The organism is Allobosea sp. ASV33, from assembly GCF_016428755.1.
Classification (GTDB): Bacteria; Pseudomonadota; Alphaproteobacteria; order Rhizobiales; family Beijerinckiaceae; genus Allobosea.
This window is the reverse complement of the sequence record NZ_JAELTI010000017.1, coordinates 14,909-27,073: the sequence shown is the minus strand read 5'-3', so window position 1 is coordinate 27,073 and position 12,165 is coordinate 14,909. Positions and strand designations below refer to the sequence as shown.

General features: G+C 67.3%; 14 protein-coding genes. 2 read left to right on the top strand and 12 right to left on the bottom strand.

Going from position 1 to position 12,165, the window contains the following annotated elements; genetic code table 11:
• Window positions 1–8 precede the first annotated feature (8 nt).
• The 6 genes from JHD80_RS07740 to JHD80_RS07715 form a co-directional block, all read right to left on the bottom strand.
• Entirely contained in the window at window positions 9–794 is a 786-nt protein-coding gene (locus tag JHD80_RS07740) for an SDR family NAD(P)-dependent oxidoreductase (protein ID WP_199085799.1), read from the bottom strand.
• Window positions 795–805: 11 nt separating this feature from the next.
• Window positions 806–1,663, bottom strand: a complete 858-nt coding sequence (gene nikC / locus JHD80_RS07735; RefSeq protein WP_199085798.1) for a nickel transporter permease — start codon at window positions 1,661–1,663, stop codon at window positions 806–808.
• A complete protein-coding gene (locus JHD80_RS07730) occupies window positions 1,660–2,586 on the bottom strand; it encodes an ABC transporter permease subunit (RefSeq protein ID WP_199085797.1) in 927 nt (308 codons plus the stop codon). The genes nikC and JHD80_RS07730 overlap by 4 nt, the downstream gene beginning before the upstream one ends.
• A gap of 6 nt (window positions 2,587–2,592) precedes the next feature.
• Window positions 2,593–4,098 carry an ABC transporter substrate-binding protein gene (locus tag JHD80_RS07725; RefSeq protein WP_199085796.1) on the bottom strand — a complete coding sequence of 502 codons (1,506 nt, stop codon included), beginning with the start codon at window positions 4,096–4,098 and terminating at the stop codon, window positions 2,593–2,595.
• Window positions 4,095–4,874 (bottom strand): GntR family transcriptional regulator, encoded by a 780-nt coding sequence (locus tag JHD80_RS07720; protein WP_199085795.1) that lies wholly within the window; start codon window positions 4,872–4,874, stop codon window positions 4,095–4,097. Before JHD80_RS07720 ends, JHD80_RS07725 begins: the two co-directional genes overlap by 4 nt.
• A gap of 153 nt (window positions 4,875–5,027) precedes the next feature.
• Window positions 5,028–6,227, bottom strand: coding sequence for an MFS transporter (locus JHD80_RS07715; protein WP_199085794.1), 1,200 nt, complete (start codon window positions 6,225–6,227; stop codon window positions 5,028–5,030).
• A 92-nt stretch (window positions 6,228–6,319) separates the two neighbouring features.
• Here JHD80_RS07715 and JHD80_RS07710 point away from each other — a divergent pair, with 92 nt between their 5' ends.
• Window positions 6,320–7,075: an AraC family transcriptional regulator gene (locus JHD80_RS07710; RefSeq protein ID WP_349237229.1), complete on the top strand. Its 756-nt coding sequence runs from the start codon at window positions 6,320–6,322 to the stop codon at window positions 7,073–7,075.
• Here JHD80_RS07710 and JHD80_RS29265 read toward each other — a convergent pair.
• A complete protein-coding gene (locus JHD80_RS29265; protein WP_349237230.1) occupies window positions 6,996–7,217 on the bottom strand; it encodes a hypothetical protein in 222 nt (73 codons plus the stop codon). The two genes, JHD80_RS07710 and JHD80_RS29265, sit on opposite strands and share 80 nt — an antisense overlap.
• Window positions 7,218–7,257: 40 nt before the next feature.
• Between JHD80_RS29265 and JHD80_RS07705 the strand changes: the two genes are divergently transcribed.
• A complete protein-coding gene (locus JHD80_RS07705; protein WP_199085793.1) occupies window positions 7,258–7,542 on the top strand; it encodes a hypothetical protein in 285 nt (94 codons plus the stop codon).
• A 2-nt stretch (window positions 7,543–7,544) separates the two neighbouring features.
• Here the strand turns inward: JHD80_RS07705 and JHD80_RS07700 are convergent, their stop codons facing one another.
• The 5 genes from JHD80_RS07700 to JHD80_RS07680 form a co-directional block, all read right to left on the bottom strand.
• On the bottom strand, window positions 7,545–7,943 hold the full coding sequence (locus JHD80_RS07700) for a helix-turn-helix domain-containing protein (protein WP_199085792.1): 399 nt from the start codon (window positions 7,941–7,943) through the stop codon (window positions 7,545–7,547).
• A gap of 198 nt (window positions 7,944–8,141) precedes the next feature.
• Window positions 8,142–9,122, bottom strand: a complete 981-nt coding sequence (locus JHD80_RS07695; RefSeq protein ID WP_199085791.1) for a peptide ABC transporter ATP-binding protein — start codon at window positions 9,120–9,122, stop codon at window positions 8,142–8,144.
• On the bottom strand, window positions 9,119–10,141 hold the full coding sequence (locus JHD80_RS07690) for an ABC transporter ATP-binding protein (protein ID WP_199085790.1): 1,023 nt from the start codon (window positions 10,139–10,141) through the stop codon (window positions 9,119–9,121). The genes JHD80_RS07695 and JHD80_RS07690 overlap by 4 nt, the downstream gene beginning before the upstream one ends.
• A 4-nt stretch (window positions 10,142–10,145) precedes the next feature.
• Entirely contained in the window at window positions 10,146–11,054 is a 909-nt protein-coding gene (locus JHD80_RS07685; protein ID WP_199085789.1) for an ABC transporter permease subunit, read from the bottom strand.
• 40 nt (window positions 11,055–11,094) lie between these two features.
• Entirely contained in the window at window positions 11,095–12,105 is a 1,011-nt protein-coding gene (locus JHD80_RS07680) for an ABC transporter permease subunit (RefSeq protein ID WP_199085788.1), read from the bottom strand.
• Between the last annotated feature and the right edge of the window lie 60 nt (window positions 12,106–12,165).

Below are 12,165 nucleotides of genomic sequence, written 5' to 3'. Positions count from 1 at the left end.
TAGCCTCCTCACAGCGCCTGCTTCTTGTCTTGATGGACGGCAAGCGAGCCGATCGAGTTGCCGCCATCGACCGTGAGGGTCGCGCCGGTGACATAGGCCGAGGCGTCGCTGGCGAGATAGAGCAGGGCGTTGCCGACATCCGCGCGCGAGGACGCCCGGCCGAGCGGGATCTGTGCGACGGTGTTCTGGACATGCGCATCGGTCAGCGCGCTGACCGTGCTGCCGGCGGCGAAACCGGGCTCCAGCGCGTTTGAGCGGATGCCGTATTCGGCAAGCTCGACGCCGAAACCCTTGGTGAGCCGGTCGAGCGCGGTCTTCGACATCGAGTAGACGCAGGCCGTGCGGCGCATCTTGCGCGAGGCGCCCGACGAGATGTTGATGATCGAGCCCTTCACGCCCTTGCGCACCATCTGGGTCGCGAGCTCGCGGGTCAGGATGAACGGCGCACGCAGATTGATCCCGAGGATGCGGTCGAACTCGGCGGTCGGCGTGTCCAGCAGGAAGGCGCTCGGATAGATGCCGGCATTGTTGACGAGGATATCCGCCGCGCCCCAGCGCTTGCCGATCTCCGTTGCGAGCGCCACGATCGAAGCCTCGTCGGTCAGGTCTGCCGGCATGACGAAGCTGTCGCCGGAGAGGTCCATCGCCTTCGCCTGCGTCTCCAGGTCGCCGGCGCGCGCATCGGTGAGACAGAGCGTGGCGCCGGCCTCGTGCAGCACCTCGGCGATCCAGCGACCGATGACCCCGCAGGCGCCTGTCACGACGGCGCGCTTCCCCTTGATGTCCTCGAACATGGGCTTTTCCTTCAGCGATGGCGGGGGTCGAGGCGGTCGCGCACGGCGTCGCCGGTGAGATTGACGGCGAGCACCAGCACGAACAGGCAGGCGCCCGGCAGCGTCGCGACCCACCAGGCGGTCGCGACATAGTTCCGGCCGGTCGAGAGCATCGCGCCCCAGCTCGCGGTCGGCGGCTGGACGCCGAGGCCGAGGAAGGACAAGCCCGCCTCGAACAGGATCATCAGGCCGAATTCGAGCGTCGCGACGACGCTGACGGCGCCGACGATATTGGGCAGGACATGGCGGAAGAGCACGCGCGGCGCGCCAGCCCCCATCAAGGCCGAAAGGCGGACATAGGGCATGTTCGCGACGGAAAGCGTCTGGCTGTAGGCGATGCGGGCGTAGCGCGGCCAACGGGTCAGCGCGAGCACCATGATGACGTTGACGATGCCGGGGCCGAGCACTGCGACGGTGATGATCGCGAGCAGGATCGCCGGGATCGACAGGAAGACGTCGACGATGCGCATCACCGCGATCTCGACCCAGCCGCGGCGATAGCCGGCGATCATGCCGAGCGTCGTCCCGACCACGCCGGAGAGTATGACCGAGGCGAAGGCGACGATTAGCGAGATGCGGGCGCCATGGATGACGCGGCTGAGCAGGTCGCGGCCGAGCTCGTCGCTGCCGAGCCAATAATGGAAGCTGCGCGAGACCGTGCCGGGCGGTTTCAACCGGCCGAGCAGGTTCTGCTGGTTGGGATCATAGGGCGCGAGCCAGGGCGCGAAGATCGCGACGAGAACGACAAGCGCGATGATGCCGACCGGCCACCAGCGCCACAGGCCGCGGCTCTTGCGGCGCGGCACAGGGTTCGCCGCGGCGACGCTCATCGCGCGCCCTCCAGCACGATGCGCGGATCGACCAGGCTGTAGAGCAGGTCCGACAGCAGGTTGAGCAGCACGGTGACGAAGGCGCCGAGCAGCACCACGCCCTGCACGATCATGAAGTCGCGCGCCAGGATCGCCTGCACCGTCACCTGCCCGAGGCCGGGCCAGGCGAAGACCGTCTCGACGATGACGGCGCCGGCCAGCAGGTTCGAGATTTCGAGCGCCGCGACCGTAATGACCGGGATCGAGGCGTTGCGCGCGAGATGGCGGATCAGCAATCGCCCGCTGCGGACGCCGCGCGAGCGGGCGGTGCGGACATAGTCCTTCGAGAGTTCGTCGAGCAGGGCCGAGCGGGTGATCCGCGCGAAGGTCGCCATGCTCAAAAGGCCGAGCGCAAAGGACGGCATGACGAGATTCGAGAGATCGCCGGTGGAGGAGGGCGGCAGCCAGCCGAGCAGCACCGAGAACACCAGGATCATCAGGATGCCGCTCCAGAAGGTCGGCATGCTCTGGGCGGCGAGGACGAAGCCGGCGGCCGCCTTGGCCGCGGGCGAGTTGCGGAAGATCGCGAGCAGGATGCCGATCGGCACGCCGATACCGCAGGCGACGATGAGCGCGCCGGCCGCCAGCATCAGCGTATAGGGCAGGCGCGAGGCGATGATCGTGGTCACCGGCACGCGCTGCACCACCGACTGGCCGAGATCGAAGCGGGCGAGCTCGCCGAGGAAGTCGAGATATTGCACCGGGAGCGGCCGGTCGAAGCCGAGCTGATGGCGCAGGGCCGCGATATCGGCCTGCGTCGCCGTCTCCGGCACGAGCAGATAGGTCGGGTCCCCCGTCAGGCGCTGGACGAAGAAGATCAGCGTCACCACCCCGAGGATGGTGACGAGCGCCTGGCCCAGCCGGCGAAGCAGGAAACCCGGCACCGCCGCTCAGTCCTTCCAGCTCATCCGGTTCAAGAACATGCTCTCGTTCGGCGTCGGCTGGAAGGTCAGGTTCTTCGCCGCGCCGTAGATCACCACGGCCTGATAGAGCGGCACGACGGGGACATCAGTGGCGACGATCTCGTGCACCTGCTTGTAGGCGGCGAGGCGCTTGCCGTTGTCGAGCGTCGCGCGGGCTTCTTCGAGCAGGGCGTCCATCTTCGGATTGCGATAGGCCGACCAGCCGCTGCTCTTGTGCAGCAGCGGGAAGAGCACGCCGTCGGCATCCTGGCAGGCGCAGGACCAGCGGCCGAAGCTGAGCAGAGAGGTCGTCTCCGGCCCGGCCTGGGCGCGCTTGAGATAGGTCGCCATGTCCGACATTGCGATCTTCACGTTGAAGCCGGCCTCGGTGAGCATCTGCTGGATCGCCTGAACGATGCGCTGGTCGAAGACCGGCGCGGTCGAGAGGTCGATCTCCGCCTTCGCGGCAGGGCCGGCCTCGGCGATCAGCGCCTTGGCCTTGGCGAGATCGTGTTCCGGCGCCTTGATGCCGTCGACCCAGCCGAAGATCGCCGGCGTCAGCAGTTCGGGGACCGGCTTGTCGTAGCCGCCAAGCAGGCCGTCGATCATCGCCTGCTTGTCGATCGCATAGGCCGCCGCGAGGCGGAGCTTGGGATTGTCGAAGGGCGGCTTGGTCGTGTTCAGCCGGACATAGGCGACGCGCTCGGTCAGGCCGATCAGGGCCTGGGCCTTCGGCGCGGATTTGAGCTGGCCGGCCTGGTCGGCATCGAGCGTGACGACGAGGTCGCTGGCGCCGGCCTGCAGATTGGCGAGACGGGTCGCCGCGTCGGGAACCGCGCGGAAGATCACCGTCGGGAACGGCGCCTTGGTCCCCCAATAGGCATCGTTGCGGGAGAGCTGGACGTTCACGCCGCGCTGCCAGGACTCGAACTTGTAGGGGCCGCTGCCGACGGGCTTCAGGTTGAACGCGTCCTTGCCGACGGCCTCGACCACGGCCTTGGGCACGATCGAGAGCTTGACGAGCTGCGCCAGCAGCGCCGGATAGGGGCCGGCGGTGACGAGCTTCACCTTGGTCGGCGAGAGCGCGATCGCATCGGTGATCTTGTCGAACTGGCCGAGCTGGGGGCTGGCGAATTTCGGGTCGGTGATGCGCTTGACGCTGTAGACGACGTCGTCAGCCGTCAGCTTCGAGCCGTCATGGAAGGCGATGTCGCTGCGCAGATCGAACTCGATCTCGGTGTCCGAGACCTGCTTCCAGGCAGTTGCGACCTGCGGGATGATCTCGCCCTTGTCGTCGCGGGTAACGAGATTGTCGAAGATGTTGCGATAGACGTAGTAGCTGTCCGGGTTCCACTGCACCTGCGGATCGAGCGAAGAGGGCTCGTTGACGAGGTCGACGACGAAACGGTCCTTGGCGGCCAGCGCCGGCCCGGCCGCGAGGCCGAGCGCGGTGGCGACGAGGAAGGCGGCTGCGGCTTTCGAAACACGGCTCATCGCGATTTCTCCTCGGACAGGGTGGGGGACGGCTTGCGGTCGTTCGTGCTCTGGCGCGGCCGGCGGCTGCGCACGGAAACGGGTTCGTTCTGCGGAAGCAGGCGTGCGGCGGCGAGGAAGCCGTGCGCGATCGCGTCAGTGAAGCGCTTCTGCTCTGCCTGGAGCGCCAACAGCGCAGCATCGCGATCACCGCGCAGCAGGGCGTCGAGCAATGGACGCGGATCGATCGGAGGCGGCGTGACGCCGGCGAGTTCAAGCGCGCGCGTCAGGCGCTCGGTGTGATCCCAGAGATCGCGCAGCCAGATCGCGATGAAACCGCCGGCTTGTTGAGCCAGGAGGTCGAGCGCCTGCCGACAGAGCTGCTGCGCCATGGTCCGGGCGGAAGGATCGTCCCGCCCGATGACGGCGTCGATCGCGCCGCGCAGGCTGCCGAGCAGGGTGACACTGCGCTCATCGAGCTGCTTCTCGACCAGAGCAGGTTCGATCCGCAGCCGTGCCTCGACGATCGCGCTGGCCAGCGCGCCATCGACCGCCACCACGCGCCAGCCCTGCCGAGCATGGCGTTCGATGAAACCGGCGGTCGCCAGTTCGGTCAGCGCGACGCGGACGGCGGCGCGCCCCAGCCCGAAGCGCTGCGCCAGGTCGCCTTCATGGACATAGGTGCCGGGAACGAGCTCGCAGCGGATAAGCGCCTGCCGCAGGCGCCGGCTCGCGAAAGTGATATCCCTCTCCGCCGTTGGCGGCTTGGGAAGGGAGAAGGGCGACTGATCAAGCATGAGCCATGCTGGCTCAGTTTCTGACATCTGACAATAGCTTTGTGAGATGTCAGAAACGCATGATCAGGCGCGATTGAGCCCCTCCATGCATGGCGGGGGCCTATGGCCTCGACCCTGTCTGAACGCCAGCCGACAGCTTGTGCTGCCGGAAGCCTATTGCTCGGCCGCAACGGTGCGCGCGGCGGGTGCGCCTTGCGCCAGGAAGAAGAACGCCAGCGCGGCGCACCAGACGATCAGGCCGAACATCGCGGCCCCTGCCAGCACCAGCCCGAACCCGCCCTGCGCATGCAAGACGGCCAGCATCGGCACGACGAAGCCGCTGACCGTGAAGCCGAGGAAATAGCGTACGCTGAACGCCTTGGCGCGGTGCTGCGCCGGCACGTAGCGGGCGACCATCGCGTCGTTGACGACGACCTGCCCGTAGATCGCAGCCATGGTGAGGACGAGGCCGAGCAGCAGCGGCACGCCGGTCGTCGTTGCTGCCAACGCCAGCCCGATCGGCTGGAACAGGGCGAGCCCGACGAACAGGGCGGGCAGCGTGAACCGATCCACCAGCCGGCCCATCAGCCATTGCGTGGCGGCGCCGAAGACGAAGACGAGCGTCGCCAGCGAGCCGGTCAGCGCCAGCGGCAGGTCGAGACCCAGCCGTTCGTCGATGACCTTCGGTAGCGCGATCGTGGTGATATTGAAGGTCATGCCCCCGGCGATGACCGCGACGGCGAAGACGGCGAGCAGCGCCATCGGCCGGCTGACCGGGATCAACTCGGCCTTGCCGGAACGATGCGCGGACGGGTTGCCGTCGCCGGGCACGAGCGCGACGAAGGCGAGGCCCAGCACGAGGCAGACGAGGCCGGGAATGACGAAGGCGAAGCGCCAGCCGAGGCTTGCGGCGATCAGCGCCGTCACACCGGCGGCCGCCGCCGCACCGAGATTGCCCCAAACGGCGTTGACGCCGAGGTCGCGGCCGAGCTGGCGGGCATGGCTGACCAGCATGGTCGAGCCGACCGGGTGATAGATCGCCGACGCTACGCCGAGCACGAGCAGCCAACCGGCGAAGGCTGCGGGCCGGTCGGCGCTGGCGACGCCGAGGCAGGACAAGCCATAGCCGATGAAGAACACGGCGAGCATGTTGCGCCGGCCGAACCGGTCCGAGAGCCAGCCCATCGGCAGGGAGCACAGGCCGAAGGCGACGAAGGCGCCGGTGGCGAGGCCGATCAGCTCGGCATAGCTGAGGCTGCTCTGCGCCGCGATGGCGAGCACCGCCGTCGGGTAGATCAGCAGCACGAAGTGATCGAGCGCGTGGGCGGCATTGACGAAGAGAAGGGTGCGCTTGGACAGCGTCTCGGGGCTCATGGGCGATCTCGCAGCGATAATGCGTGATCCTAGCTTGACCCGTTAAGCCTGTCGGGCCGTTATTCGACGCAATCGGGCCAAAGGGGGGGGCGATGATGCGCAGCGAAAGCGAGGCCTATCAGACGGTGCCGCGCGCCGTCGCCGTCATGCCGAAACGCTACGAGACCGGTGCGAGCACGGGCTGGCACAGCCATCCGCGCGCGCAGTTGCTCTATGCAACGGCCGGCCTGACGCTGGTGCGGGCGGAGGATGGAACCTGGGTGTTGCCGGCCCGGCATGCCCTCTGGATTCCGCCGCGTCTCTCGCACGAGGTCAGGATGCATGGCGCGGTCTCCATGTGCTCGGCCTATATCGCGCCGGAGGCTGTCGGTGTGCTCCCCACGGGATGCCGTGTGCTGGAGGTCTCGAGCCTCCTGGCTTCCGCGCTCGAAGCCCTGTCGGCCGAACCCATGCTCTACGACGAAGCCGGGCGCGGCGGACATCTCGCCGCGCTGATCCTCGACGAGATCGCGCGGGCGCCCGAGACGGCGCTGACCCTGCCTTTGCCGCGCGATCCGCGTCTGCGGCGGATCTGCGATGCGCTGCTCAAGGATCCTTCCCTGGACGTCGATCTCGACGGCTGGGCCGAGCGAGCCGGCGCGAGCCGGCGCACCCTCACGCGCGGCTTCCGGGCGGAGACCGGCCTGAGCTTCGGCGATTGGCGCACGCGGCTGCGGGTGCTCAGGGCCATGACGATGGCAAGCGACGGCGCTTTGCCGCAGCAGATCGTCAAGGCGGTCGGCTATGCCGACCAACGTGCACTGCGGACGGCCGCCCGGCGTGTCCTCGGCCGGGTCGATCTGTCGTGACGCCGCGCGTCAATCGCGCGAACACCTCCCAGCCATAGAAGCCCATGATCGCGACGAAGAGGAAGAAGCCGCCGCCGAACGGGGCGATCAGCGCCAGCGCGATCATTATGAACGGCAGCGAGGCCTGCACATCGGCGAGCATCATGATCGCTTCCTCGGCGAGGCCGCGGAAATGCGCCGCGATGAAGCCGAGCATGGTGCCGATGAAGGCGCCGCCTGCACGCGATCTGCCGGCGCTATGCCGCGAGGCGAGCGCGGCCGGTGTGCGGGAGATCGCGCTGCGTATCAATCAGGCGCAGGACGGCGATGGGGAGATCTGCCGTCGCGAGGCTGTGACGCTCGGCTATTACGACGCGCATGACGAGCCCGCGATCCGGAAGGCCTTCGCCGATGGCGTCAGCGCCTTCACGACCGATTGGCCGGATATTGCCGTCGCCGTCAGGCGCGAAATCGACGTTTCCGCCTGAATTCAGGCCGCGCCCTCGTCGCGCCGTGCGATCGTCTCGACGAGAGCGACCGCCAGGGCCCGGTCGCGCTGGGAGCGAATCCGCCCGAATGCCGCATCGAGCTTGTCGGATTGAGGGGGGCGCTCGACCTTCGCTTCATAGTCCACGCCGTCTTCGGCCATTCCCGGGCTGGAGGGCGCGAGGCCTTCGAAGAAGGTCGCCGGGCTCGTCCCGAGAAATCGTGCCAGCATAAACAGGGCGCCCGCGCTGAGCCGGTCCTTGCCCTTCTCGTAATTGCCCATCTGCTGGAACGAGACGCCGAGAACTGCCCCAAGGTCGGCCTGGCTCAGGTCGCGCTTCTTGCGGAGAATGCGCAGCCGATCTCCGATATGGCGGTTGATCGCCTCAGCTTCCGTGCGCATTGCGCTTCCCCCCGGCGCTTTGGGGCGGAAGCGCAGCCCGATTTCATGACCGCGATTCCGTCCGTCCGATCTCGAATATTAGCCGAGAATTGTCCGGATTGCATTGTGTTTGAACAAACGGGCCGCCGGATTCTTGCCGGCAGGTGCGCGCAAGCGAGCGAACTCAACGGCCTGTCCGCTGTACTTGTCACGCGGAAGTCACGCAGCCTTGGCGAGAAAGTCCTCGGCATAGTGGCAGGCGACCATCCGGCCATCGATCTCGCGCTTTTCCGGGCGCTCGACGCGGCAGCGATCGGTGACATGAGGGCAACGGGTCGAGAACACGCAGCCCTTGGGCGGGTTGAGCGGGGAGGGCAATTCGCCGCGCAGGATGATGCGCTCGCGCTTGCCGGCATCGACGCGCGGCGTCGAGGCAAGCAACGCCTGCGTATAGGGGTGGAGCGGCCTTGCGTAGATGCGCTCCTTCGGCCCGTGCTCGATCGCATTGCCGAGATACATCACCATCACGTCATGGGCGATGTGGCGGACGACGCTGAGATCATGCGAGATGAAGAGATAAGCGAGCTTCAGCTCGTCCTGGAGATCGGCGAGCAGGTTCAGCACCTGTGCCTGGATCGAGATGTCCAATGCCGAGACCGGCTCGTCCGCGACGACGACCTTGGGCGAGAGGATCAGCGCGCGCGCGATCGCGATGCGCTGGCGTTGGCCGCCCGAGAACATATGCGGGTAGCGGGCATAATGCTCGGGACGCAGGCCGACCTTGGCCATCATCGCGCGCGCCTTCTCGGTACGCTCGGCGGCGGAGAGATCGGTATTGATCTTAAGGGGTTCCTCCAGGATCGTCCCGATCTTCTTGCGCGGATTGAGCGAGCCGTAGGGGTTCTGGAACACGAACTGCACGGTGCGGCGCAGATGCCGGCGCTTGTCGGCCGGCGGGTTGACCGCGTCGAGCCCGTCCAGCGTCAATGCGCCCGAAGTCGGCGCCTCGATCAGCGTCGCCATGCGCGCCAGGGTCGACTTTCCACAGCCGGACTCGCCGACGACGGCCAGCGTCCGCCCGGCCTCGACTGCGAAGGAGACCTTGTTCACCGCCTGCAACTGAGCCGGCGCGCGGAAGAAGCCCTGCTTGACCGGATAGATCTGGGTCAGCTCGCGCGCTTCGATCACGGGATTGCTCATCGCACGGCCTCCTTCGCCTGGCCGGCTTCGTCGCGGGCACGCTCGGCGTCCCGGTTCGCATCGCCAAGCGGATAGTGACAGCGCACGCGCCCGTCGGCCCAGTTCCGCAGTTCAGGCTGGACGTTGCGGGAGTGATCGGTCGCATAGGCGCAGCGTGGCGAGAACAGGCAGCCCTTCGGCCGGTCGTTCAGGCCGGGCACCATGCCAGGAATGGTGGCAAGCCGGCTGGCGTGCTCGCTGCGCTCCGGCAGGGCCGCGAGCAGGGCGGCGGAATAGGGATGCTGCGGGTCCTTGAAGAGCGCGTCGACCTTGCGCTCCTCCATGATCTGCCCGGCATACATCACCATGATGCGCTGCGCGGTCTCGGCGACGACGCCCATGTTGTGGGTGATCAGCACGAGCGCCATGTTGCGCTCGCGCTGCAGGGTCATCAGCAGGTCGAGGATCTGCGCTTGGATGGTGACGTCGAGCGCCGTCGTAGGCTCGTCGGCGATCAGCAGGCGCGGGTTGCAGGCGATGGCCATCGCGATCATCACGCGCTGGTTCATGCCGCCGGACATCTGGTGCGGGAAGGCCTTCAGGCGGCTCTCCGGGGCGGGAATGCCGACCTGCTCGAGCAATTCGATCGAGCGGCGCTTCGCCGCCTTGCCGTCCATGCCCTCGTGCTTCCTGAGCGTCTCGGCGAGCTGGAAGCCGATGGTGAAGCAGGGGTTCAGGCTGGTGCTCGGCTCCTGGAAGATCATCGCCACGTCCTTGCCGGTGAGCTGGCGGCGCTCGCGGGCGGACATGGTCAGGAGATCGCGGCCGTCGAAGCGCAGCTTGTCGGCACGGACGCGGCCGGGATAGCCGACGAGACCCATCAGCGCGAGCATGGTCACGCTCTTGCCGGAGCCGGATTCGCCGACGACGCCGAGAACCTCGCCCTCCTCGAGGGTGAGGTCGATGCGGTCGACGGCGCGCAGCGTTCCCTGGGAGGTCGGGAATTCGACGCTGAGGTTTTCGATTTCGAGAAGGGGCATGGGATCAGCGCTTCAGCTTGGGGTCGAGCGCATCGCGCAGGCCGTCACCGAGAAGGTTGAAGGCGAGCACGGTGATGAGGATGGCGAGGCCCGGGAAGGTGACGACCCACCAGGCACGCAGCACGAATTCGCGCGCGTCGGCGAGCATCGTGCCCCATTCCGGTGTCGGCGGCTGGGCGCCTAAGCCCAGGAAGCCGAGCGCGGCGGCATCGAGGATCGCGGTCGAGACGCCGAGCGTCGCCTGCACGATCAAGGGCGCGGCGCAGTTCGGCAGGATCTCGGAGAACATCACCCGGACCGTCTGCGCGCCGCTGACCTTGGCGGCGATCACATAATCCTTCGACGTCTCGGCGATCACCGCAGCGCGGGTGATGCGGACATAGTGCGGCAGCACGACGATGGCGACGGCCAGCATCGCGTTCATCAGGCCGGGGCCGAGGATCGCGACGATGACGATGGCGAGCAGCAGGCTCGGCATCGTCATCAGGATGTCCATCAGGCGCATGATCGCGATATCGGCGATGCCCTTGAAATAGCCGGCGATCAGGCCGAGCACGATGCCGACGACGATGGCCAGCGCTACGACCGCGATGCCGATCACTAGCGAGAGCCGCGCGCCGTAGAGCAGGCGCGAGAGGATGTCGCGGCCGATCGCGTCGGTGCCGAGCGGATAGGAGAGCGAGCCGCCCTCCTGCCAGAACGGCGGCTTCAGGAAGACCGCGTTGTTGGTCAGGTTGGGCTCATGCGGCGCGATCAGCGGTGCGAACAGCGCGCAGAGCAGCACGAGGACGATGACGACGAGGCCGGCGACGGCGCCGCGATTGGCGCTGAAGTAATTCCAGAACTCGCGGATGGGGTGCGGCGGCGCCACGCTGGGCGCAGCAGCCGGGACTTTGAGGGTTTCGGTGCTCATGAGGCGAGGCTCCGATGGGAGCGAAGGGGGAACGATGGGTTCATCGGGCGTGCCTGATGCGCGGGTTGATCAGGCCGTAGAGCAGGTCGACGATCAGGTTGACGCTCATCACCACGACGCCGAGCAGCAGCGTGCCGCCCTGAAGGACCGGATAGTCGCGCCGGCTGATCGCCTCGATCAGCCATTTGCCGACGCCGGGCCAGGAGAAGATCGTCTCGGTCAGGATCGCGCCGGTGAAGAGCGCGCCGACCTGCAGGCCGATGACGGTGACGATCGGGATCAGGGCGTTGCGCAGTGCGTGCAGCGCGACGACGCGGAGCGGGGCCATGCCCTTGGCGCGGGCGGTGCGGATATAATCCTCGCCGAGCACTTCCAGCATCGCCGAGCGGGTCATGCGGGCGATGACCGCGAGCGGCACGGTGCCGAGGACGATCGCCGGCAGGACGAGATGCGACAGAGCCGACCAGAAAGCGTCGATATCGCCGGCGAGCAGGCTGTCGATGGTGAGGAAGCCGGTCACCGGCTCGATGAAATACTGCACCGCGATCCGGCCCGAGACCGGCGTGATGCCGAGCTGCACCGAGAACAGCAGGATCAGCAGCAGGCCCCACCAGAAGATCGGCATCGAATAGCCGGTGAGCGAGATGCCCATCACGCCGTGGTCGAAGATCGAGTTTCGCTTCACCGCCGCGATGATGCCGGCCGGGAGCCCGACGATCAGCGCGATCAGGATGGCGCAGATCGCGAGCTCGATCGTCGCCGGGAAGAGCTGGCCGAACTCGGTCAACACGTTCTCGCGGGTCACGATCGACTTGCCGAGATCACCCTGCACGACACGCTCGATATATTTGCCGTACTGGACCAGCAGCGGCCGGTCGAGGCCGTACTCGGTCAGGAGCTGGGCGTGGCGGGCGGCGTCGATGCCGCGTTCGCCGGCCATGGTCTCGATCGGGTCGCCGGGGACGAGGCGGACGAGGAAGAAGGCCAGCAGGGTGATGCCGATGAAGGTCGGGACGACCAGGCTCAGCCGTGTGAAGATGAAGCGCAGCATGGTTCTGCCAATGTTTTTGGCCGGCGTGAGGGGAACGTCGCACGCCGACGGGTCGTTTGG